This is a genomic window from Prevotella sp. oral taxon 317 str. F0108, assembly GCF_000162415.1.
GTDB classification, from domain to species: Bacteria; Bacteroidota; Bacteroidia; order Bacteroidales; family Bacteroidaceae; genus Prevotella; species Prevotella conceptionensis.
In genome coordinates this window covers 1,251,007-1,273,383 of sequence record NZ_GG740072.1, presented here as the reverse complement: position 1 = coordinate 1,273,383, position 22,377 = coordinate 1,251,007, and the positions used below count along the sequence as shown (strand labels likewise).

Below are 22,377 nucleotides of genomic sequence, written 5' to 3'. Positions count from 1 at the left end.
TTGTTAAGACCGTGTAAACGCAATGGAAAGAAAGGCGTTGTCGTTTATTATAATAAGGTGTTTGAAGTGAGTCTGTTTCGAGCAAACAAGCTCCGTGCGAAGGGATATTCGTTGTGTTGAACCATTATCCACTCGCAAACACGTGTTTATGGCTTGGGGGAGTGTTCGAACTAATAACCATTTGGTTATATTTATAGTAAGGTTAAAAATTGGTTTTATACATTCGTTTGCCAACAAGTAGTTAGCAACGTGTCTGTACAATGCCATTTGTAGTGGGCCTACAAGCCGTTTATAGTCACGTTACAAGGTGCTTGTTGTGTTGGTACAAGCATCTTGTAGTGCCACTACAAGCCTATTTGTGTCGCCCCATGTGCTTAACGAAAACGTGGATTTAAAGCATGAATGAAGAAGAATAATGTCGCAAAAACGGAAATAAACGATTAATTTATGTTATATACCTAATACTTTTGCCAACTAACACTTGCGTTTTTAAAATATTTATCGTAACTTTGTAACGTGTTTTTCATGGTATTAGATTATTAAGGTTATAAAGATTGATTGTCGTGAGACAATCAATCTTTTTTATTGGCCGTACAAATGAGGCTTTAATGGTAGGGCAAAGGGTTCTTACTTGTTCTTTCTTTTTTCGCGTAGCGTTTACACGTTTGCGCATTCGCCTGTATCTTGTGCAAGCGCATGGCGTTGTTTGTCAAGCCTTTTGCGTGTTGAAGCAAAAAGTGATTGTTTTCCTTGTGCGTACCTATAATTTGAAGTAACTTTGCAAGTCTAAGTGTGTATGTTGTTAATATGAACACGGACTGCCGTGCCTGCATGCGCACTTAAAAGCAAGATTTAAACATAAATAGACAATGGTTTTAAATAAGAAAAGGAGATGGCATTGCCTGTCTGGACAAGAACCAACCGACTTGGACAAGCAAGTGATGTATTGGGAAAACAAGGGAAAGCTGGTGCCAACTCGCGAACTGATAAAAACACCTGAACAAATAGAAGGCATCAGGCGTAGCGGCGTAGTCAACACGGGCGTGCTAGACGAGGTGGCCAAGCACATACATGCAGGCATGAACACCTTGGAAATAGACAAGATATGTTACGACTATTGCACTCGTCATGGCGCCATACCTGCTTGTCTCAATTACGAAGGCTTTCCTAAAAGCGTTTGTACAAGCATCAACGAGGTGGTTTGTCACGGCATACCTAAGAAAGAAGACGTGCTGAAAGAGGGCGACATCATTAATGTAGACTTCACAACCATACTCGACGGCTACTATGCAGATGCCTCGCGCATGTTCATCATCGGCAAAACGACACCTGAAAAGGAACAGCTGGTGCGCGTTGCAAAGGAATGTTTGGAGATTGGAGCAGAGGCTGCCAAGCCCTATGGCTTTGTTGGCGACATCGGACACGCCATCTCTAAGCACGCAGACAAGTATCATTACGGTGTGGTTCGCGACTTGTGCGGGCATGGAGTGGGCTTGAAGTTCCACGAAGAGCCAGAGGTAGCGCACTTTGGACGTAGAGGACAGGGCATGTTGCTCGTTCCTGGCATGGTGTTTACCATCGAACCCATGATTAATATGGGAACATGGAAAGTGTTTATAGATGCCGATGACGAGTACGGATGGGAAGTAATAACGGGCGACGAGCTGCCTAGCGCGCAATGGGAGCATACTTTCTTGATGACCGAACATGGCGTAGAGATATTGACAAGGTAGTGATAAAGGATGAATAACAACAAGGATATATATATATTAGGTATAGAGAGCAGTTGCGACGACACGTCGGCGGCTGTTCTTCGCAACGATGTGTTGTTGAGCAACGTAACATCTTCGCAGGCCGTTCACCAAAGTTATGGGGGCGTTGTACCCGAATTAGCATCGCGTGCGCATCAGCAAAATATCGTACCAGTTGTAGACCAAGCTTTGAAAAAGGCTGGTATCGAGAAAGAACAGCTATCGGCAGTGGCCTTCACTCGTGGGCCAGGGCTGATGGGGTCGTTGCTTGTTGGCGTGAGTTTCGCCAAAGGTTTCGCGCGTGCCTTGGGTATTCCCTTGGTAGATGTGAACCATTTGCAGGGGCATGTATTGGCTCATTTCATTCAAGAACCCGACATGCAAAACGCCATTCCGCCATTCCCCTTCCTCTGTTTACTGGTTAGTGGCGGCAATTCGCAAATCGTAAAGGTGAACGCCTACAATGATATAGAGGTGTTGGGACAGACGATTGACGACGCGGCTGGCGAGGCTATCGACAAGTGTTCGAAAGTAATGGGGCTGGGTTATCCTGGTGGCCCCATCATCGACAAGTTGGCTAGGCAGGGCAATCCCGCAGCGTTTAAGTTTGCCGAACCTCATATTCCTGGGTTGGATTATAGTTTCTCTGGGTTAAAAACCTCGTTCTTATACAGCTTGCAGAAATGGGTTAAAGACGACCCGAACTTCATCGAGAACCACAAGGAAGACCTTGCAGCAAGCTTAGAGTTTACCATTGTAGACATATTGATGAAGAAATTGCGGTTGGCCGTGAAACAAACGGGCATCACACACGTGGCCGTTGCCGGTGGCGTGTCGGCAAACAGCGGACTGCGCAACGCCTTCCACGAGGCAGCAGAGAAAGAGGGGTGGACCATTTACATACCCAAATTCAGCTATACCACCGACAATGCCGCCATGATTGGCATCACGGGATATTTCAAATACCTAGATAAGGTGTTTTGTTCGATAGACAAACCCGCTTTCTCGAAGGTTACTTTCGAGTAAGCATAAACATATAATGGAATGGAACTAGAAACAAAAGTGCTTAGTAGAGAACTGCAACAACACATGTACGAAAATGGCTTGACCATCGGAACGGCCGAAAGTTGCACGGGCGGTAGGGTGGCCGAGGCTATTATTGCCACGCCAGGAGCATCGAAATATTTCAAGGGTGGCGTGATATGTTATAGCAATGAGGTGAAAGAAAACCTCTTGGGCGTAAGTCCGCAGGTGCTAGCCGAGAAGTCGGCCGTGAGCGAAGAGGTGGCCGTGCAGATGGTTAAGGGCGCATGCGAAACGCTTAAAACCGACTATTGCATGGCTGTTACGGGTTATGCAGGGCCTGTTGCAGGCGATAACGACGGCGTACCCGTTGGCACAATATGGGTTGCTTGCGGCACGAAAGAAAAAACTTTGACCCTTAAATTAAACGAAGACTTCGGTCGCGACATCAACTTGGCCATTGCTACGAACCGTGCTCTGCGCTTAATGCTCGACTTCTTGGAGCAGGAGAAGGGCACAACGGAAGAGTAAAACAGCATAATGGCGTTGGCCGTTCAAAGTTAGTAGGGTTGGGTAACTCTTAGATAAGAGCGGCTCAAAGCCTGCTTTTTCGGCCCCGACATAAACAAGGCGAACACCTAACATGCACACTTTGGCCTATGGCCGAGGCACATTGGGGCGTTCGCCTTGTTTTGTTTATTATGCAGAAAGGCTGTAATTGTATGCCATAACCACATCAATGAATGCGAAAATGATGCCCATATTTAAGAAAAGTACACGCCAATGGCGGTCTAATCCCACAAAAAACATAAAATCTTTGATAATTAATTGATTTGGTTAGGTATTTAGAAGAAAAATTCGTAATTTTGCAACCTGTTTGGAGTAAGTATCAAAAAAGAAAACAAAAAAAAGATAGCAATGTCGAAGATTTGTCAGATTACAGGTAAAAAGGCAATGGTTGGCAACAACGTGTCGCACTCGAAGCATCGCACAAAGCGCAGTTTCGACGTGAACTTGTTCAGCAAGAAGTTCTACTACGTGGAAGAAGGTTGCTGGATTAGCTTGAAAATCAGTGCCGCAGGTTTGCGCCTTATCAATAAAGTGGGTCTTGACGCAGCGCTTAAACAAGCTGTTTCTAAGGGTTTCTGTGATTGGAAAGACATTAAAGTTATAGGAGAATAATTATCATGGCAAAGAAAGCTAAGGGTAATAGAGTACAGGTTGTTCTGGAATGCACGGAAATGAAGAACAGCGGCTTGTCTGGAACGAGCCGTTACGTTACCACCAAGAACAGGAAGAACACGCCTGAACGTATGGAACTAATGAAGTATAATCCAATCATGAAGAAGATGACGCTTCATAAGGAGATTAAATAACGCTTAATTATACAAGACAATGGCAAAGAAAGTAGTTGCAACCCTTCGTGACGGTTCAAAGGACGGACGTGCTTATACCAAGGTTATCAAAATGGTTAAGAGCCCGAAAACCGGCGCATACATCTTCGATGAGAAGATGGTTCCTAACGAAGCAGTAAAGGACTTTTTCAAGAATTAAACCGCTTTCGACATACGTTGAAAGTATCGCATCATATAAAAGGGAGAACGTTTTGGCGTTCTCCCTTTTTTGATGGAGTGGGGTAGGCAGCCCTAGTTTGTCCTTGTATGGCATGAAAGGCTGAATAAACGCCCCTTGTTGTGTTGGCTTTGCGGTTATCACAAGCGGTGTTAAGCAGTCGCCATAAACTCGCCCCCACAAGTGCCGATAAGGCGCTTGTGGGGGCGTAGTTGTTGTGTGCGTAGGGCTAGTTTGTCTTAACAGCCACCACGCTTGTTAGTTCGGGGTCGAGATAAAAGGTTTGTTTATACGGCTTTTTCTCGCCCTTCTCGTCTTTTGTTTCGAGCGTTACGCGAATCATAAGCAAAGTCTTGGTGTTCGCGGGGCGTTGCCCGAATTTAGTATCGGGCTTGTACAAGCCACCATTCTTTACGTCGGCTTGCAACGCATTTATGGTGGAGTTGTCCACACGGTCGGTAGAATCTAGTTTACCAACGTCCGTAATCGACACCGACGACAGCTGTGCATGCTCGTCAATGAAGTTCTCAACCAATTTTTTGGCCGAATGACGTTTGCCGCAACCAACGCTGGCGAGGGCCAAAAAGCCCGCGGCAAGAAACAAAAAGACGTGTTTATTCTTCATTATTATTTAGCTGGAACGTTTTTGAGAATATCTAGCAAGTGGTCCCAAACCATTTGTACGGTGGGGATAAGCAGGCGTTCGTCGGGCGTATGCACATCGCGCAACGTTGGTCCAAACGAAACCATGTCCATACCAGGATAGCTCGTGGCAAACTGTCCGCACTCCAATCCGGCGTGAATACCGCGCACAATGGGTTCTTTATTAAACAGGCGCTTGTACGATTCGATAGCCACCTTGGTTAGTTCGCTATTCGGATTCATCTGCCAAGCGGGGTAGCCGTCGGTTTGTTCCACTTCGGCACCAGCCAATTTCAACACGGCACCAACGGCATTGCATTGGTTGGTGAGGTTGCTCATCACGTTACTGCGTTGCGAGGCAAGCAGGTCTACCGTGTTGTCAGTGGTTTTCACAACAGCGATGTTGCTCGAAGTTTCCACCATTCCGCCCAAAGCTGGGTCTTGGCAAATGGCAAACACGCCATTGGTTATACCCTGCAAGGCCATGATGATGCGGCGGCTAACGTCGGCAGGCATCACCTTTTCTGCATTGGCACTTTCCATAGCAAATTCCATAGCGGTATCGGTAACGTAGAATTCGTCGGCCACTTCATGTGCGAACACATTCCAATCGGCGCGCACGTTCTCCTTTACATCGTTAGGAACAGCCATTACAACGCGTCCGTCGCGTGGTATGGCGTTGTGCAATTTGCCCGAATTGAAACTAGCCAAGCGCACATCGTATTTTTCTTGTTCCAAGTAAACAAATCGTGCAAGCAACTTAATGGCGTTGGCGCGTTTCTTGTTAATGTCGTCGCCAGAGTGTCCGCCCGTAAGTCCCTTAACCGAAATCTGCAAGAAGAAATAGTCTTTGGGGGCCTCTTCTTTTTCAAAATGGAACACAGCATGCGTGCTACGGCCGCCTGCACACGACACGAAAATCTCCCCTTCGTCTTCCGAATCAAGGTTGATGAGCCAGTCGCCTGTCATAAATCCGGGTTCCATTCCCGATGCGCCAGTCATTTGTGTTTCTTCGTCGCTGGTGAAAACACACTCCAATGGCCCGTGTTGTATGTCGTTGCTTTCGAGTACGGCCAATTGCATTGCTACGCCAATGCCGTCGTCGGCGCCAAGCGTCGTACCCTTAGCTTTCATCCATTCGCCGTCTACATAAGTCTGAATGGCATCCGTGTTAAAGTCGAACTCTACGTCAACCAACTTGTCGCACACCATATCAGTATGGCTTTGCAGTATAACCACCTTTCTGTTTTCGTAGCCAGGTGTGGCAGGTTTACGTATAATTACGTTATTCACAGCATCAACTTTTACGTCTAATCCGTGTTTTTTAGCGAACTCTTTAAGGTATTCAACCATTCTCTCCTCGTGTTTAGAGGGGCGTGGTATTTGATTGATTTGCTTGAACTGGTCGAAGACACAGCTCGGAGATAAATTACTTTTATTCATATTTTGGTTTCTTTTTGAGTGATTTCGTAAATTATTAATTATCTTTGCAGCGTTTGAACACGGCATTTATCGATTGCAAAAATAAACAAAATGGCAGAAACTTTGGCTTTATCCCTGTTAATAATTGCTATTGCAGTGGCATTATTATGTGTAAAGATGATTTTCAGAAAGAACGGTACGTTCTCTTCGCAACATATTCACGACAATCCTGGCCTAAGAAAACAGGGCATACATTGCGTGATAGACCAAGATAAGGAGGCTAGAAGAACGGTGTCGACTGCCGTAAACGAACACGGCAGCAATTCTACAAGTAACGTTTGACACACGCTTTTTTTTATCATTGGGTACACTAGAGAAAGCTTGTAAAAGAAACAACAAAAATATAATTAAATGAACAAGAAGAACATTTTTGGTACGTTGGCACTGGCCGCAATGACCACGCTGGCTTTTACGGCCTGTAACAAACAGAACTCGCAGGCCGAAAACAAGAGCGAATCAAACACTAAAGCTGCTCCCACCAGCATGAAAATTGCTTACGTGGAAGTTGATTCCATCATGAGCCAATACAAATTCTGTAAGGATTATTCGCTCATTTTGCAAAAGAAGGGCCAAAACATCCAAAGCACATTGGCCTCTAAACAGCAGGCATTGCAGGCAGCAGCAGCCAACTTCCAACAGAAGGTACAACAAAACGCTTATACGCGCGAGCAGGCCGAAGCTATTCAGGCTGGATTGCAAAAGCAGAGTGCTGACCTGCAAGGGCTGAACCAACGATTGAGCAACGAGTTCCAAGTGGAAACCGAAAAGTATAATGCTGCCCTTCGCGATAGCCTTCGCCACTTCCTTAACGAATATAATAAGGATAAGAAGTACAGCTTGATATTGAGCAAGGCAGGCGACAACTTGCTATATGCTGATAAGGCTTTCGACATCACCAACGATGTCGTTGCAGGTCTGAACAAGGCCTACAAGCCCATTAAGGCTGCCGAAACGACCAAGAAATAAGCCAAAGAACTTGTTGTGCATTGTTTCTAGCCGACGTTAAATTAGCGCACTTTGCTGGTTTAGCCCCTCTATTTAGGAGCATGGCTTGTGCCATGAAACGATGTAGAACAAGATGACGAAGGCCTATTAACTTCGATTTTAGTAATTCATAACTTATAACACCCCAATGGTTTTATGCTGTTGGGGCGTTTGTTGATGGATACGTTGAGAAGTAGACAAGTTAACGAGTAGATAAGTTGGTGAGTGGACAAGTTGACAAGTAGACAAGTTGGCGAGTGGAAAAGTTGACGAGTGGAAAAGTTGACGAGTGGAAAAGTTGACGAGTGGAAAAGTTGACGAGTGGGCAAGTTAACGAGTAGACAGGTTAACGAGTAGACAAGTTAATGAGTGGAAAAGTTGGCGAGTGGAAAAGTTAACGAGTGGGCAAGTTGGCGAGTGGACAAGTAGACAAGTAAACAAAGTTAACGAGCCAACAAGTAGATAAAGAGTGGGAGTTAATGAGTTAACAAGCGAATTGCAAGAAAACACTTCCACTCTGCGTTTATCAAGAGTAATCAACTCACTGGCTTATAAACTCACGAAAACCAACAACTCCCGAATGCATCAACTTGCAAACTCAAGAACTCAAGAACTCAAGAACTCACAAACTCGCAAACTTGCAACTCATCAACTCACAAACTCACAAACTCACGAACTCACAAACTTGCCAACTCACAAACTCACAAACTCACAAACTCGCAAACTCACAAACTTGCAAACCTGCAAACCTGCAAACTCGCAAACTCATCAACTCATCAACTTACAACCCCATCAACTCAAAAACTTAAAATTATTATCTTTATTTTACAATGTTGTTCTAATTTTCATTCCGTTCTAGCGAAATTATTGGTCATAAAGTCGGTAAATATCCGTCATTTCTTACCTTTCACTCCTTTTGTTTTGTCTTTTTTGAGATCAATACCTGCATTTTGCACCATTTTGCCTTTCTAGTTTGGTTGCCAACCCACAATTATTCAACCCCAATTACTTGCTTTTTGCCCCTAAAACCCACTTTTTGATGGCTATTTTGCCCTTTTTAGCCATGTATTTAGTGGCTCTAAAGGGTTTTGTTTATACCATTGCTGTGTATTTTTATGCTTTTCATCTCGCATTTAGCAGCATTTTGCATAGCATTTAGCACCAAAACGCACTACATTTTGCTGCAAATTGCACTAAAATGGGTGCAAATGGCGGTTTGCTTAAATAAAAATTCATTTTACTGCATGCACATGCTACCCCTTTTTGCATCAAAACCAACCTTCGCGAGAATCGATTTTTTGCGGCAAAGTGGGCGATTGGTGGACGAAAAGGGTACTCATTGTGTTAAATTTCTTGCTGAAAAATAGACAAAAGCGATGATGCCGCATACACGCACATGGGCAACGGCACGGAAAACACGTACGCTTACGCCCGCCAGGGCGAGCGGTTGCAGGGCATGCTGCTTACGACTAACGGAGACAACATTATGGAAACGCAGAAGTAATCTGCCATCGACAGCCGGTTTTCAACTAGTAGAGTGTGCATTGAATGACTTCCCTCCAAATAACCTTTTGAAACATATCCAAGTTTTACCGCCGACTAATGTGGCAGAATTTTGGAATTCATCGTATCTTAGTCCAGTACTTCGTACATGATCGGGGCGTTTATCTTGGTTTTACTGCACAAAGATGATAAACTTCTCTCAATTTATAGAACTGTTAAAAGTCAAGACGACTTCATTATAGTTTTCCTCTATAAAACCGAAAAGTATTTTGTCTACGCGGGCTTATAAATCGCGATTTTTATGTAAATTTGTCCAGTATCTCGTTCATGATGAGGAGTGTTCGTCTTGGTTTTTACAACATAAAGATAATAACTCCTCTCTGTTTATATATGTCTTAAAAAATTATAATGACTTCAATCCTAAGAATATAAGTACTGATGGAGTTTGGTCAAAGAAGTTTTATTAGTCACAGTCATGGAGGTGACAGGAAAGTAGGCCTTGGCAAGTTTTCATTAGCCAAGACCCAGAAAATTACAGTATCAGAAATGGAGAATATTATAAAATAGAAAGATGTACACTATAATGGATAACTCAAATTTTAATATTCAAGAATGGGTTAATTTGAATTCTTATACCGACAGTAAAGGTTGGAAAGGATATTGCAAAAGAAACAAACCCTTCACTATTTTTCGTGCAAATAAAATGGTCGATTATTTTATGCGTTTTTTTAGTAAATACACAAACGATATAGCCATAGTCTCTAATGCTTTCAAAGTAGAAGAATATAACTTAAATAACAGCAACATAAGTAATTATGTAAGATACATAGAGAAGTATCTGATAGACTTTGGATATATGGAAATTGTTAGTGGTTCTATTTACGATAATCCTAATTGTTTGTCTTTGAGTTTCAAAAAAATTCTAGATGCAGATTATGATATTATATCCATGTTCTCTTTATTAATGATGATGGATGAAGGGGTTGACGGACATTGCTTTTTTGTCTTTGATAAATTAGGACTTATTGCTTATCCTCATGATGATACCGGCTTTGGATTTATACGTATTAAAAATACGAAAGTACACTATGAAGATGTGTTTCTTAAAAATGTATCTCAATTTTCAGATTTTATTAGTGTTTGGTAGTATTCTTCCAATACTATATCTCTCCTTGTAACGCTGCTCATTAAAGAACTCTTCCTCTCTTTCCCTCTTTGTTTATTGATGGCAACATTTGGAAAAAAATATGTTGATTTGAAACACAACTGTGTTGTGCCACAAGCAAATGGGGCTGTGTTTTTTGGTATTTTATAATGTATTTTCTCTATAAAAACCGAAAAGTATTTTGTCTACATGGGCTTATAAATCGCGATTTTTATGTAAATTTGTCCAGTATCTCGTTCATGATGAGGGGTGTTCGTCTTGCTTTTTACAACGCAAAGATAATAACTCTTCTCAATTGGTAAGAGGTTTAAAAGTTAAGGTGACCTCAATTTGCAGAGATACAGGACGTTGCAGTGTTTGATGATTCTTACAGGCGCTATGGTGCCAGGTGGCTTTGGTTTTTTGAAACGCGCATATACCGAATTATATAGAACTATCTAAAAACTATGGCTTACTGTTTGAATGTCCTTAGAAAATCAATGTAGTTGTTATAATGTAGAGAATAAATGATGAAGGAAGAAAACATAAACCGCAATATAATAAAGATAATATTGCGGAATGAGGAAAGAAAATATCTAGGGCTTACGCCAATAGAAAGCCATTGGGAAAGGGTGGACATAAAACATGTAACCTTGTTTTTCGATGGAAATGTTATTCGAAAAAAGATAACGCATGCTGAATTTGAGTCACAACAATTTTCGTATTTAGAAGAGGATGTGTATGTAGAAACCACAGAAAACCGAACGATTGTTTTGCCTAAGACATTAAGAGGTAAGCCAAAGAAACTGAATTATACGGCAACCACGATGTTTACGCGCATAGGTATGTACTTTATGTACAACGATGGCTATGTAATAATTGCCAACGCAACGACGCAAAAGACGTATTATTGGACCAGAATTGAGGGCGAAGAAAACAAAAAGCTTTTTGATGAGTGGTTTGATACTTGGAAAAAAGAAACCACAGAAGAAGATTTAAGAGAGCTGGAAGTGTTTAAGAATGAAACGAGAAAGAAACAAAAGTATAAAGAAGGAGATGTCTTTGCCTTTAAAATAGGCAGGCGTAATTATGGCTTTGGAAAGATTATAATTGATGTGGTAAGTAGAAGAAAGGCAGAAGAATTTCGTAAAAACAAGAACTATGGCTTGGCGCATCTTATGGGCACGGCTTTAATAGTGAAGGTTTATCATAAAATGTCGGATACAAAAGACATCGACATAGCAGAATTAGAACGCTGCTGTTCGCTTCCAGGACAAGCAGTAATGGATAACCATATTTATTATAATCAATACCCCATTATTGGTCATCTACCTGTGTCTAATGTCGACATGAACGACGCTTATCTTTCTGTTAGTAGGAGTATCAACTATAATGATTCGGACATTGCTTATCTTCAATATGGCTTGATTTATAAAGAAATACCCCTTAGCGAGTATAAAAAATATGAGGAAGAACATTGGCCGGCATATAGAAACGAGGGGATAGGTTTCTGTTTGGATATAGATGGCTTGGAAGATTGCATCAAAGAAAAATCTAATGATAAGTATTTTGAAATAAACACTAATGATTTGAGAGCCCCTGAACATGCCAAAGATAGAGAAATCATATTTAAACTATTTGGATTGGATGCCAGTTTAGATTATCAAGGAAACTTGGAGTTATGTAAGCAATAGATGATGTTTTGAGAGAACTGAACTGTTTGGGCTAATCTTTATGCTAATTCTCGTCTTTCATCTGATGCCTAAGTTCTCTTGCTTTTTTATTGACTGCATACCGCATGATTTTCAAGTTAAAAGGTGCAATAAATGATGTGCTTGCTCGTTGATACATGTGGTTGTATGGAAATAAATGCGCTTTGTTTATCAATACTTAGACATTTTTACTTGATGCAATGGCAGGTTGTGCGGAACATAAAGTAGATGGACATATTATCGACATTGAAGTTGAATTAAATAACCATTGACGAATAAATTAAAAGAAATAAGATTATGAACACATTAGAACACAAGTATTTTGGCAAATTGAGTTTCGACAATGCAAACGAAATAGGAATCGTTTGGAAAGGTGAAGTAGATGGAATAGACGTAACAATGTGGTATGATGAAGATGTGGAAGTAATGAAGGGGGAATTGGACAGATTTGCTCTCTTTTTAGAAAACATCAAAGACAATATCAAGAAAGCTACCGAGGCACTGATAGAGACATTGAAAGAGGATAGGGAGTATATGGACTTTCATCTTGAAGAATGTAAAGACGCAAAGTTACCCGATGATGTTGTTGAGTTTGTTTCGCAGATGACAGCGACAGCCATAGACCTGTGGATAGGCGATAGCGAGTATAGAATAACGATGGACTTTATGATTTTACCTGATGAGAGCGACCAAATATTATGTGTAACATTCAATGAAAGGGGAGAAATTAACGCAGTAGATTGGGAGAGCTAGACTGTTGTTGTCCATATAGTCTCTTGAATTTGTCTGTGTGCTTTTATGTTGAAACAACATTAAACGCATAAAATAGATTGGATGGAACTGTTTGTTTTCCGACTTAAATAGAAACATAAAGATGAAAGTTGTCAGAGATTTTGGTGAATATTTCAAGTATTCGCTTCATGATGCACGCATAAATAAAATTGAGCATAGGCGAGGGAATATGGTATTGCATTTTAATTATATTTTTTCGTATGATGAAGGTGCAGAACAAACTCATAAGGCACAAGTTGTTTTTGAGCAGACAGACATTGATGATGTTCGTATACTTGTGTTCAACAGTAGGTGGTTAGATGATTTTCAAGGCGAATGTATCGATTTAGAAACATACCAGAGTAAGTATAAGAATAGTGAGTTTGAGGTTATTGACGAGAGTTATAACTGGGGAAAGGCTGTGTTTCAAGGTTGGCTTTGGACTGGGGGGGTGCCAGTATGCTGCATAATGGATATATACTTTAAGGGTAAGATGGTATATGTGATAGGGGAATAGGAAATTGTCTTATTGCTATATGAGTAACCAGGAACGACGGTTATAATTGGGTACAAGCAAATTAAGGAGGTTCGCTCTTACCGAATAGTGCTACACTCAATTCATGGCTGTATTACTTCTGCAACGGGTATTCTCACACCTGGCTTATGGAAACAGTAGAAAATATTGTACGTACTATCATATTGAACGTCCCAGTATAGCGTTGTTCTCCATCCCCCATTGTATAAGTTATTTTTGTCTTTATTGTTTGTGTTGTGAAATTTGATTTGTGGAACTACAAAATGAGTTGAGTCTCTCCTGTCGTACGAGAAAAAGAAATTAAAATTTTGTACGACCTTAGATGGTAAGTCGTGAGGTTTGATACCAATGCTATCCAATGCATTGCGATATAAAGTTATAGTAATAACAGTAGAACCTCCCTTCGCCAGCACGACATCCCTTTCCCTTCTTGACAAGGTTTGACCTAATACAACATCAAATGAGCGTGTTTTATCCCTTATCGTTATATGTGAGTGATAACTATTCCAACCATGTACAATACTTATTGGCAACAACAAGGTGTCAGAAGTTTCATTCTTTACAACATATTCGAACTGCATATACCTGCTACCACCTTTGGGAATGGGACAGTTACCCTTTATCATGCACAATGAATAGTTGTCAAACACCCTATACAGATATGCATCTAGCTGTGGTGTTGTTTTAGTGCAAGAAGTACTTAATAAGGATAAGCTTAAAAGACTGCTCGATATGATTTTCTCTATGAAGACAACTTGACTTTTTCTCTTTCTCATCTTTTGCGGCAGAATTAGTATAAATGCTAAATTGCTCCATCTAAGCCAACTGGCTGTTGTTGTTTAATATACTTCTGTATAAATATTGTTTACAATTCGTTTCTTTTAAAGCTATACCACTTCTTGTACCGCTACTCATTTAGGAGCGATTGATGGCTTGGTGAGTTGGTAAGTTTCTGAGTTTTGAGTATTCGGACGTTTCCTAACAATACATGCGTTAGCTATTGGTTCGATATTTCATGCGAAAGCCCCCATAAACACAGAAACTTACCAACGGTATGAACTTAGAGATTAATGCTGTCGGCCTCTTTAACCTCTTCCTCGTCAAACCATTTCGAAAGTTTGTCGTGAGCCTTTGTCTTCACGTCTTCGGGAATGTCGGTCCACACTTTGCGCAGTACGTAGAGCAAAACGCCGAGGTCGTCGCCCAAGCCCGCAATGGGAATGGCATCGGGGATGACATCTAGCGGACTGATAAGGTAGCCAAGTGCGGCCACAATCATCGTCTTGTCTTTCAGCGAAACCGTATCGCTTTGCAGCGTATAGTACAAAATGAGGGCGGCATACACCAATTTTGCACCTGCGCGCTTTGCTATTTTCGATATTTTCTCGATAAACCCGCTTTGCGTAAACTTATCCTTGTACGACATAAAGTCGGGTAAGTCTGTCTTTTGTTTTTCCATGTTGGCGATTGTTTTTGATTTAAAAAATAGTTAGGGTGTCATGTTAACTTCCTCTTGGCAAGCATTTTGCCGCCTTCGGTCAGCTTTTAAAATTCAACACATCTTCAATGTAACGTTCAATGCGTTCGTCGGCCATGTTCTTTAAACGATGGCTAATGCGTAACTTCGTGAGTAGCTTTACTAGCCCTGCCAGACAAAGACCAATGGCTAAGGCAACAAAGATGGCCCAATTTCCGCCAGGCATGTCCTTTTGTGGAAAGGCTGAAAACACCACAACGGGCAAAACAATCATTACGCCCATAATGGTGTATTGCGTGCGCTGCGAACCGGCACTGTCTAGTATGGCCTGCTTGTCTAGCAGGTAATCGTCTATTTCAGTTTTCGTGAGATTGTATTGTTCGGGTTGTGGAAACCCAGGAAATCCGCTCTCGACACGTATCTTACTCGACACGCGTTGTTCGAAATCCATTAGTTCTATGTGCATAATCTATTGACTGTTAATGATTAAATGGCAACATATCCTTAAAGTTTGCTCAACGAAATCTCGTCTAGCTCACTAAGATATTTGCGCCTAAGTTTATAAAATTCAACCCATTCTTTGGTTTTGAGGTGCTTGCGCACATCGAAATCAAGGTTCCATTTGCCCGCCGACTCTAAGCGCCCCATCATAAATCCTAGGGTGAGGTGCTTCAAAGACACGGCTGGTTGGTAGCGCGCCTGCGTATCTTTCTCATCGCTAGCCACGTATGTAACGAGGTTGGCGTTTTGCATGTCGAAGAGCAACTGTTGCACAATGCGTACGGGTATGTTGGTTTCTAATTTCAGTTCTACGGCTGTATAGGCAGGTTTCCCTTCGTCAAAACGCTTGCATATCTTGCCCAATAGCAGCGCGCTAAGCATCATTCGGTAGCGATAGCTTAGGTCGTCCATTTGTCCCAATAAGTCAAAACTTTCCATATTCTGACTTGTATAGCTCAATTCGGCACCAAATAGGCAGATGCTCCACGATATCTGCACCCACAACATGAACAATGGGAGGGCTGCAAACGAACCGTAGATGGCGTTGTACGACGAGAGGAAGATTTGCGAATGGATGTAAAACACCTGCAACAGCTGCATGGCGATGCCCGAAAGGATGCCTGGTAAGAATGCGGCAGAGAAGTTTACCTTGGTGTTGGGCATAAAGATGAACAGGCAAACGAACACTGCCGACATCAGCACGTAGGGCATAACGGTGATGACAAGGCGCATCATGGGGCCTAATACCACGTACTCGTTGATGTCTTGCGCAAAGGTGGCCATCACGATAGACACACCCGAAGTTACCACAATGACGATGGGAACAAGGAAGAACATGGCCAAATAGTCGGTTATGGTGCGGAAAAGGCTGCGTGGGTGCTGAACTTGCCAAATGCTGTTGAAGGCTTTCTCGATGTTGCTGATAAGCATCAGCACCGTGAACAACATAAATACAAGACCTATACCGAGAAATACACCGCCCTTGGTGTGTACAAGGTACGAATTGACAAAGCCGATAATGGTTTCTGCTGCTTGTGGTTGGCTCGACAAGGCATCTCTAAACCATACCTCGATATATTTTGAAAAGCCAAAGCCGCGAGCGATGGCAAACACCACAGCCACGATGGGCACGATGGCTAAAACCGTGCTGTAAGTGAGGGCCGAGGCCAAATCGGTTACGCTACGGGTAGTGAAAAACTTCACCGTAACCACTAAACGTTTCAACACCATTAGGCACACGTAAGCCAATGGCGACACGTCTTCGCGCCGTATCTGCCACATTTCTACCTTAAAAAACGTGATGATGGTGTTTAATGTCTTCTTCATAATGAAAAGCAAAAAAGAAAAAAGAAAGCAGTGGCCCTATAAGCCGGGTTCTGTACTCTAATGCCTCGTGGGGCAAAAAAGTGCCTGCCATTTATCTAGGCCATGGGTCGCCCCAAGGCTCAAGCATTCTACCCTCCATCGTAAACGAGTTTCAGACGGACAACCTTCAAACGATGGTATACGCGAACTTGCAGCTCCCAGAAGGTACAACCCGATGATCGCCCATCGGTTGGTGGTCTCTTACACCGCCTTCTCACCCTTACCCCAACACGTACGCTACAAATAGGTGCGTGAGGGGGCGGTTATTTTCTTCTACCTTTACCCGTTGTCGCCAACAGCTTCCATTTTCAGAAGTGGGATGTCCTATGCTGCCCGGACTTTCCTCTCGCATCATTAAGATGCCAGCGGCAGAGCCGGGCCACTGCCTTTTAGTTTGCAAATATAGCCATTTTTTTGCGGATTATATGTAAATGTGTGGCGAGAAATGTTACAATTTAATAAAAAAGGCGTTTTGTTTAAGTTTTTCGTGGAACTTTGTTGCCGAAAGAGCAGGGGAAGGGGGCAATGTCTTGGCGAAACAATAGGCGGAAAAGCAAATAAAAAAGAAGTGTTTGTGGATAGGCGAGTTTGTTTTATTGGTTGAGCTTTTGAGATGTTGAATTTGTGGGTTTTTATCGTATGTCAGTTCAACTAGAAGGTTCATGAACCTGTCTGTTAGAAGAAAATAGGATGCTGTATGCGTGCACACAGAAGAACTTACCCTGCCAAGAAACTTGGGCACGTTTACGAATGAAAGCCGCGTTGCGTTTGAAAATGATGCGAATTAAAATGGCTAAATCATCATCTTGCGTTAAGCTTAGGCCTTATTCTACGTGCCGTCGTGCTAACAATATATGTGGTGTCGCCATCAAAGTGTTATTTTGAACAACCTGTAATCTCAGCTAAATCAACCCCAAAACGTGGACTTGTAGCAGATAGAATGTCGGCTTTTTTTTGCAGGAAACAAATAAATTAGTATATTTGCGAGCAATTTATAACGTTAAATACAAAACAAGAAAGAATGCTTACACTTAAACTCATCAGTGAGGAAACTGAACGTGTGATTAAGGGGTTGGAGAAAAAACACTTTAAGGGAGCAAAAGATGCTGTCGAAAAAGTGCTTGAAACCGACAAGCGCAGACGCGAGGCTCAACAGAAACTGGACAAGAATAAACAAGAGGCGAATAGCATGTCGAGGCAAATTGGCATGCTGATGAAAGACGGCAAAACCCAAGAGGTAGAAGAAGTGAAGGCTAAGGTTGCCGTATATAAAGAGAACGACAAGCAGCTGCAAGCGCAAATGGACGAGGCCGAACAAGAACTTACGACTTTGCTATGCAACATTCCTAACATACCGGCCGACGAAGTGCCCGAAGGAAAAGACGCTAACGACAACGTTGTGGTGAAAGAGGGGGGCATTATGCCGCAACTTCCCGAAGATGCCTTGTGCCATTGGGACCTCTGCAAGAAGTATAATCTCATCGACTTCGACCTTGGTGTGAAAATCACTGGTGCCGGTTTCCCCATATATATAGGTAAGATGGCTCGCTTGCAACGTGCCTTAGAGGCCTTTTTCCTTGATGAGGCACGCAAAAGCGGATACCTAGAAGTGCAGCCGCCGTTGGTGGTTAACCAGGCGTCGGGTTACGGAACGGGACAACTTCCCGACAAAGAAGGACAGATGTACCACGCCGAACAAGACGACCTTTACCTCATCCCCACGGCCGAAGTGCCTGTTACCAATATCTTCCGCGATGTTATTCTCGACGAGAAAGACCTCCCCGTGATGCGTTGTGCCTATTCGGCTTGTTTCCGCAGAGAGGCAGGGTCGTATGGAAAAGATGTTCGTGGACTGAATAGGCTGCATCAATTCGACAAGGTGGAGATTGTGCGCATCGACAAGCCTGAACACTCGCACGAGTCGCACAAGAAGATGTTGGAGCATGTTGAGGGACTGCTGCAAAAGCTAGAACTGCCCTATCACATCCTGTTATTGTGCGGAGGCGACATGAGTTTCACTTCTTCTATCTGCTACGATTTCGAAGTTTGGAGCGCAGCACAAAAGCGTTGGTTGGAGGTTTCGTCGGTGTCTAACTTTGAAAGCTATCAGGCCAACCGCTTGAAATGTAGGTATAGGCGCGCCGAAGACAAGAAAATAGAACTTTGCCACACGCTCAATGGCTCGGCACTTGCCCTTCCACGCATCGTGGCTGCCATCATCGAGAACAACCAAACGCCCGAAGGCATCCGCGTTCCGAGGGTGTTGGTGCCCTATTGTGGGTTTGAAATGCTCGACGACAAGAACTTCTAGTTGCCTTGCCCATGGCCATTAGCATGGCCAATAATGGACTTAAATGCAACAAGACAATATCATTAAGGCGCACAAAAGCGCAAAACAAAAACATTAGAAATGCACTGGGCGGTGTTCGCCTTATTAAAAAGAGCGGACACCGCATCAGGGTTTTTAAACCAAAACACAACCTGCGACTTGTATATTTAACATAAACAATCAACATCAATTGCAAGGCCATGAATAAGATTATTAGAAAAGAACAGTTCTCCGAAAAGGTGTATCGTTTCGACATCGAGGCTCCACTGATTGCCAAAAGTAGAAAGGCCGGAAACTTTGTTATCGTAAGAGTGGGCGACAAAGGCGAGCGTATGCCGCTAACCATTGCCGATGCCGACACAACGAAAGGTACAATCACACTCGTGGTGCAAAAGGTTGGCCTCTCGTCTATTAAGCTATGCAACCTCAACGAGGGCGAGTATGTTACCGATGTGGTTGGTCCGCTGGGCAATCCCACGCATATCGAGAACTTTGGAACGGTTGTCTGCGCAGGCGGTGGCGTGGGTGTTGCACCCATGTTGCCCATTATTCGTGCGCTGAAAGCGGCCGGAAACCGTGTCCTATCCGTATTGGCAGGACGCTCGAAAGACCTTATTATATTAGAAGATGAGGTAAGGCAGAGTTCAGACGAGGTGATTATTATGACCGACGATGGGTCGTATGGAGAGCAAGGCGTTGTAACTGTGGGTATCGAAAAGTTCATAAATGCCGAGCATATAGACCGCGCTTTCGCCATCGGGCCTGCCATCATGATGAAATTCTGTTGTCTTCTCACCCAAAAATACAACATCCCCACCGATGTTTCGCTTAACACCATCATGGTAGATGGTACGGGAATGTGTGGCGCATGTAGGCTCACCATTGGCGGAAAGACCAAGTTTGTTTGCATTGATGGTCCTGAATTTGATGGGGCTTTGGTTGATTGGGACGAGATGTTCAAGCGAATGGGCACATTCAAGAAAGCCGAGAGCGAAGAGTTACAACGTTATAACGACCACATCGAACAGGTGGAAGAGCGGGTTGCGCAAACGGTTTCGGACATCACAATGGACGTGGAGCCAACCACAGAGGGCATAGACGTGCTGACAGATCGCAATGCAGAATGGCGAAAAGAGTTGCGAGCAAGTATGAAACCCAAAGAAAGGACGGGCATTCACCGCGTGGAAATGCCCGAACTAGACCCCGTTTACCGCGCCACTTCGCGTGTAGAGGAAGTAAATAAAGGACTAACGAAAGAGCTGGCCCTGATGGAGGCTAAGCGTTGCCTCGACTGTGCCAAGCCTACTTGCATGGAAGGTTGTCCCGTTAGCATCAATATCCCCTCGTTTATTAAGAACATTGAGCGTGGCCAGTTTCTTGCTGCGGCCAAGGTTCTTAAAGATACGTCGGCCTTACCTGCCGTTTGCGGTCGTGTTTGTCCGCAAGAAAAGCAGTGCGAGAGCCGTTGTGTGCACCTCAAAATGAATGAACCCGCTGTGGCCATTGGCTATTTGGAACGTTTTGCTGCTGATTACGAACGCGAAAGTGGCAATATCTCCGTACCCGAATTGGCACCAGCCAACGGTATAAAGATTGCCGTAGTAGGGTCGGGACCTGCTGGCTTGAGTTTCGCTGGCGATATGGCCAAGTTTGGTTATGACGTTACGGTATTCGAGGCCTTACACGAAGTGGGGGGCGTTTTGAAGTATGGGATACCAGAGTTTAGACTTCCCAATACGATTGTGGACGTGGAAATAGACAACCTTAAAAAGATGGGTGTGAAATTCATCACCGACTGCATTGTAGGAAAGACTATCTCCGTAGACGACTTGGAAGAGCAAGGCTATAAGGGTATCTTTGTTGGTTCGGGTGCAGGATTGCCTAATTTCATGGGCATACCTGGCGAGAACGCCATCAATATCATGTCGTCTAACGAATATCTTACACGTGTTAACCTCATGGATGCTGCCAATCCTAACACCGATACGCCCATAAACTTGGGCAAACGCGTAATGGTTGTGGGTGGAGGTAATACCGCAATGGACTCATGTCGCACGGCCAAGCGTCTTGGTGCAGAGGTTACGCTGGTTTATAGGCGTTCGGAGGCAGAGATGCCTGCTCGACTTGAAGAGGTGAAACATGCCAAAGAAGAGGGTATCGACTTCCTGACATTGCACAATCCGCTTGAATATCTTGCAGATGAGCAGGGCGCTGTGAAGGCCGCTGTGCTGCAAGTGATGGAGTTGGGAGAACCTGACGCGAGCGGAAGACGTAGTCCGCAACCCATCGAGGGCGTTACGAAGACGCTCGATGTCGACCAAGTGATTGTTGCAGTAGGCGTATCGCCCAACCCGCTTGTTCCTAATTCCATCCGAGGACTTGAATTAGGGCGCAAGAATACCATTGTAGTGAATGAAGGTATGCAATCTAGTCGCCCGGAAATTTACGCTGGTGGCGACATCGTGCGCGGTGGTGCAACGGTTATTTTGGCTATGGGCGACGGTAGGAAGGCTGCCGCCAGTATGCACAAGCAGTTGACGGAAGAATTGCAACTTGCGATCTAAGCGTATGCCATAATCATTACACGGAGATATAATACATTAAGTGTTGTCTTAACACTCCATTTCATGTTGCCTTTTCGGATTTTGAACCATCCGAAAAGGCAACCTTTTATTTACCGCAGGTTCTAGAAATCTAGTGAAGAGTGAACTTATAGCCAAACAGAATTAGATATGGAAAGCCATAGGTGCATCGTAAGCAAACTTGTAAGAACAATTTTCCAAAAGCAATTATGTTTGACTGTAAACCGAAAAAGACAATCATACCGCTTATCAAATAATTCAAGTTGTTTCCATTGTTTCCTGTTCAGCCTTCGTTTGCTTGTCGGCATCTTGCCAGTCTTATTCCTTTGACGTAGCTCGCCACGCCTTCAAGAATAGGACAGAGAATATGCCTAACAATTAAATTAAATCTGCACAGGCTCTAATTGCCGATTTGTATTGAAAGAACCAATGCGTGGATGTATTCATACTGAATCGGACATGATAGGTTTGATACAACTCTATCCAGTTGGAAGGCATGGCACTATATCGCATTCATCCTAATTCTTCTCAGGAAGATACGAAAGGAAAGTCAAGATGGCTTCTGCGTTTCCTCGAAAGTGTTTTCCGTTGGTCATGAGCAGCATGCCCTGCAACTGCTCGCCCTGCTGGGCGTAAGCGTACGTGTTTTCCGTGCTGTTGCTCACGCGCGTATATGCGGCATAATTGTTTTTGTCTAGTTTTCAGTAAGGGGTTTAACATTATGAGTGCCCTTTCCGTCCACTAATCGCCCACCTTGCCGCAAAAAATCGATTCTCGCGAAGGTTTGTTTTGATGCAAAAAGGGGGTAGTATGTGAATGCGGCAAAATGAATTTTTATTTAAAGAAACTGTCATTTGCGCCCATTTTAGGGCTATTTGCAGCAAGATGTAGTGCGTTTTGGTGCTAAATGCAATGCGTTTTGCAGCAAAACGCAAGGTCTTTTGGTGCTAAACGCAAGCTAATTTGGTGCTAAACGCAGTGCAAAATGCTGCTAAATACGAGGT

20 protein-coding genes and 1 other RNA gene are annotated in these 22,377 nt (G+C 43.4%); 14 read left to right on the top strand and 7 right to left on the bottom strand.

Features of this window, described 5'->3' with window-relative positions:
- The first annotated feature begins 869 nt into the window (after positions 1 to 869).
- The 6 genes from map (at position 870) to HMPREF0670_RS15595 (ending at position 4,328) form a co-directional block, all read left to right on the top strand.
- Positions 870 to 1,733, top strand: a complete 864-nt coding sequence (map, locus tag HMPREF0670_RS04765; protein WP_009230039.1) for a type I methionyl aminopeptidase — start codon at positions 870 to 872, stop codon at positions 1,731 to 1,733.
- Between the two features lie 9 nt (positions 1,734 to 1,742).
- Positions 1,743 to 2,777 (top strand): tRNA (adenosine(37)-N6)-threonylcarbamoyltransferase complex transferase subunit TsaD, encoded by a 1,035-nt coding sequence (gene tsaD, locus HMPREF0670_RS04760; protein WP_009230038.1) that lies wholly within the window; start codon positions 1,743 to 1,745, stop codon positions 2,775 to 2,777.
- 18 nt (positions 2,778 to 2,795) lie between these two features.
- Complete coding sequence (locus HMPREF0670_RS04755; protein WP_009230037.1) at positions 2,796 to 3,305, top strand: CinA family protein; 510 nt, start codon at positions 2,796 to 2,798, stop codon at positions 3,303 to 3,305.
- Between the two features lie 387 nt (positions 3,306 to 3,692).
- Positions 3,693 to 3,956: a 50S ribosomal protein L28 gene (gene rpmB, locus HMPREF0670_RS04750; RefSeq protein ID WP_009230036.1), complete on the top strand. Its 264-nt coding sequence runs from the start codon at positions 3,693 to 3,695 to the stop codon at positions 3,954 to 3,956.
- 5 nt (positions 3,957 to 3,961) lie between these two features.
- A complete protein-coding gene (gene rpmG / locus HMPREF0670_RS04745; protein WP_009230035.1) occupies positions 3,962 to 4,150 on the top strand; it encodes a 50S ribosomal protein L33 in 189 nt (62 codons plus the stop codon).
- Between the two features lie 19 nt (positions 4,151 to 4,169).
- A complete protein-coding gene (locus HMPREF0670_RS15595) occupies positions 4,170 to 4,328 on the top strand; it encodes a DUF4295 domain-containing protein (RefSeq protein ID WP_009230034.1) in 159 nt (52 codons plus the stop codon).
- 247 nt (positions 4,329 to 4,575) lie between these two features.
- Here HMPREF0670_RS15595 and HMPREF0670_RS04740 read toward each other — a convergent pair whose 3' ends face one another.
- Positions 4,576 to 4,971, bottom strand: coding sequence for a hypothetical protein (locus tag HMPREF0670_RS04740; RefSeq protein WP_009230033.1), 396 nt, complete (start codon positions 4,969 to 4,971; stop codon positions 4,576 to 4,578).
- Positions 4,972 to 4,973: 2 nt separating this feature from the next.
- The gene (locus HMPREF0670_RS04735) at positions 4,974 to 6,431 is read right to left on the bottom strand and encodes an aminoacyl-histidine dipeptidase (RefSeq protein WP_009230032.1); all 1,458 of its coding nucleotides are present in this window, start codon (positions 6,429 to 6,431) and stop codon (positions 4,974 to 4,976) included.
- Between the two features lie 90 nt (positions 6,432 to 6,521).
- On the opposite strand from HMPREF0670_RS04735, the gene HMPREF0670_RS04730 reads away from it, so the two are divergent.
- The 6 genes from HMPREF0670_RS04730 to HMPREF0670_RS04705 all read left to right on the top strand — a co-directional run bounded on the left by HMPREF0670_RS04730 (position 6,522) and on the right by HMPREF0670_RS04705 (position 13,101).
- On the top strand, positions 6,522 to 6,752 hold the full coding sequence (locus HMPREF0670_RS04730) for a hypothetical protein (RefSeq protein ID WP_044077703.1): 231 nt from the start codon (positions 6,522 to 6,524) through the stop codon (positions 6,750 to 6,752).
- 69 nt (positions 6,753 to 6,821) lie between these two features.
- Positions 6,822 to 7,436, top strand: a complete 615-nt coding sequence (locus HMPREF0670_RS04725) for an OmpH family outer membrane protein (RefSeq protein WP_009230031.1) — start codon at positions 6,822 to 6,824, stop codon at positions 7,434 to 7,436.
- Between the two features lie 2,104 nt (positions 7,437 to 9,540).
- Complete coding sequence (locus tag HMPREF0670_RS04720; RefSeq protein ID WP_157579542.1) at positions 9,541 to 10,104, top strand: hypothetical protein; 564 nt, start codon at positions 9,541 to 9,543, stop codon at positions 10,102 to 10,104.
- 524 nt (positions 10,105 to 10,628) lie between these two features.
- Positions 10,629 to 11,795, top strand: a complete 1,167-nt coding sequence (locus tag HMPREF0670_RS04715) for an immunity 26/phosphotriesterase HocA family protein (protein ID WP_009230029.1) — start codon at positions 10,629 to 10,631, stop codon at positions 11,793 to 11,795.
- Positions 11,796 to 12,110: 315 nt separating this feature from the next.
- A complete protein-coding gene (locus HMPREF0670_RS04710) occupies positions 12,111 to 12,566 on the top strand; it encodes a DUF2004 domain-containing protein (RefSeq protein WP_009230028.1) in 456 nt (151 codons plus the stop codon).
- A 121-nt stretch (positions 12,567 to 12,687) separates the two neighbouring features.
- The gene (locus tag HMPREF0670_RS04705; protein WP_009230027.1) at positions 12,688 to 13,101 is read left to right on the top strand and encodes a hypothetical protein; all 414 of its coding nucleotides are present in this window, start codon (positions 12,688 to 12,690) and stop codon (positions 13,099 to 13,101) included.
- Positions 13,102 to 14,179: 1,078 nt separating this feature from the next.
- On the opposite strand, the gene HMPREF0670_RS04695 is transcribed toward HMPREF0670_RS04705, so the two are convergent.
- The 4 genes from HMPREF0670_RS04695 to rnpB all read right to left on the bottom strand — a co-directional run bounded on the left by HMPREF0670_RS04695 (position 14,180) and on the right by rnpB (position 16,848).
- Positions 14,180 to 14,578, bottom strand: coding sequence for a YkvA family protein (locus HMPREF0670_RS04695; protein WP_009230025.1), 399 nt, complete (start codon positions 14,576 to 14,578; stop codon positions 14,180 to 14,182).
- A gap of 79 nt (positions 14,579 to 14,657) precedes the next feature.
- Positions 14,658 to 15,062 (bottom strand): hypothetical protein, encoded by a 405-nt coding sequence (locus tag HMPREF0670_RS04690; protein WP_009230024.1) that lies wholly within the window; start codon positions 15,060 to 15,062, stop codon positions 14,658 to 14,660.
- Between the two features lie 38 nt (positions 15,063 to 15,100).
- A complete protein-coding gene (locus HMPREF0670_RS04685) occupies positions 15,101 to 16,423 on the bottom strand; it encodes a YihY/virulence factor BrkB family protein (protein WP_009230023.1) in 1,323 nt (440 codons plus the stop codon).
- A 23-nt stretch (positions 16,424 to 16,446) separates the two neighbouring features.
- Positions 16,447 to 16,848, bottom strand: an RNA gene (gene rnpB / locus HMPREF0670_RS15290) — RNase P RNA component class A.
- Positions 16,849 to 17,483: 635 nt separating this feature from the next.
- Between rnpB and serS the strand changes: the two genes are divergently transcribed.
- On the top strand, positions 17,484 to 18,773 hold the full coding sequence (gene serS, locus HMPREF0670_RS04675) for a serine--tRNA ligase (protein WP_009230021.1): 1,290 nt from the start codon (positions 17,484 to 17,486) through the stop codon (positions 18,771 to 18,773).
- A gap of 218 nt (positions 18,774 to 18,991) precedes the next feature.
- Positions 18,992 to 21,355 (top strand): bifunctional dihydroorotate dehydrogenase B NAD binding subunit/NADPH-dependent glutamate synthase, encoded by a 2,364-nt coding sequence (locus HMPREF0670_RS04665; protein ID WP_009230019.1) that lies wholly within the window; start codon positions 18,992 to 18,994, stop codon positions 21,353 to 21,355.
- A 536-nt stretch (positions 21,356 to 21,891) separates the two neighbouring features.
- Here HMPREF0670_RS04665 and HMPREF0670_RS16225 read toward each other — a convergent pair.
- On the bottom strand, positions 21,892 to 22,038 hold the full coding sequence (locus HMPREF0670_RS16225) for a hypothetical protein (RefSeq protein ID WP_157579541.1): 147 nt from the start codon (positions 22,036 to 22,038) through the stop codon (positions 21,892 to 21,894).
- Positions 22,039 to 22,377: the final 339 nt, after the last annotated feature.

Bases quoted from the DNA above. Each gene is read 5' to 3' on its own strand.
- HMPREF0670_RS04725 (WP_009230031.1), top strand. From the start codon at position 6,822: ATGAACAAGAAGAACATTTTTGGTACGTTGGCACTGGCCGCAATGACC.
- HMPREF0670_RS04730 (WP_044077703.1), top strand. From the start codon at position 6,522: ATGGCAGAAACTTTGGCTTTATCCCTGTTAATAATTGCTATTGCAGTG.
- HMPREF0670_RS15595 (WP_009230034.1), top strand. From the start codon at position 4,170: ATGGCAAAGAAAGTAGTTGCAACCCTTCGTGACGGTTCAAAGGACGGA.
- map (WP_009230039.1), top strand. From the start codon at position 870: ATGGTTTTAAATAAGAAAAGGAGATGGCATTGCCTGTCTGGACAAGAA.
- HMPREF0670_RS04710 (WP_009230028.1), top strand. From the start codon at position 12,111: ATGAACACATTAGAACACAAGTATTTTGGCAAATTGAGTTTCGACAAT.
- HMPREF0670_RS04740 (WP_009230033.1), bottom strand. From the start codon at position 4,971: ATGAAGAATAAACACGTCTTTTTGTTTCTTGCCGCGGGCTTTTTGGCC.
- HMPREF0670_RS04695 (WP_009230025.1), bottom strand. From the start codon at position 14,578: ATGGAAAAACAAAAGACAGACTTACCCGACTTTATGTCGTACAAGGAT.
- tsaD (WP_009230038.1), top strand. From the start codon at position 1,743: ATGAATAACAACAAGGATATATATATATTAGGTATAGAGAGCAGTTGC.
- HMPREF0670_RS04755 (WP_009230037.1), top strand. From the start codon at position 2,796: ATGGAACTAGAAACAAAAGTGCTTAGTAGAGAACTGCAACAACACATG.
- HMPREF0670_RS04685 (WP_009230023.1), bottom strand. From the start codon at position 16,423: ATGAAGAAGACATTAAACACCATCATCACGTTTTTTAAGGTAGAAATG.
- HMPREF0670_RS04720 (WP_157579542.1), top strand. From the start codon at position 9,541: ATGGATAACTCAAATTTTAATATTCAAGAATGGGTTAATTTGAATTCT.
- serS (WP_009230021.1), top strand. From the start codon at position 17,484: ATGCTTACACTTAAACTCATCAGTGAGGAAACTGAACGTGTGATTAAG.
- HMPREF0670_RS04705 (WP_009230027.1), top strand. From the start codon at position 12,688: ATGAAAGTTGTCAGAGATTTTGGTGAATATTTCAAGTATTCGCTTCAT.
- rpmG (WP_009230035.1), top strand. From the start codon at position 3,962: ATGGCAAAGAAAGCTAAGGGTAATAGAGTACAGGTTGTTCTGGAATGC.
- HMPREF0670_RS04690 (WP_009230024.1), bottom strand. From the start codon at position 15,062: ATGCACATAGAACTAATGGATTTCGAACAACGCGTGTCGAGTAAGATA.
- HMPREF0670_RS04735 (WP_009230032.1), bottom strand. From the start codon at position 6,431: ATGAATAAAAGTAATTTATCTCCGAGCTGTGTCTTCGACCAGTTCAAG.
- rpmB (WP_009230036.1), top strand. From the start codon at position 3,693: ATGTCGAAGATTTGTCAGATTACAGGTAAAAAGGCAATGGTTGGCAAC.
- HMPREF0670_RS04715 (WP_009230029.1), top strand. From the start codon at position 10,629: ATGATGAAGGAAGAAAACATAAACCGCAATATAATAAAGATAATATTG.
- HMPREF0670_RS04665 (WP_009230019.1), top strand. From the start codon at position 18,992: ATGAATAAGATTATTAGAAAAGAACAGTTCTCCGAAAAGGTGTATCGT.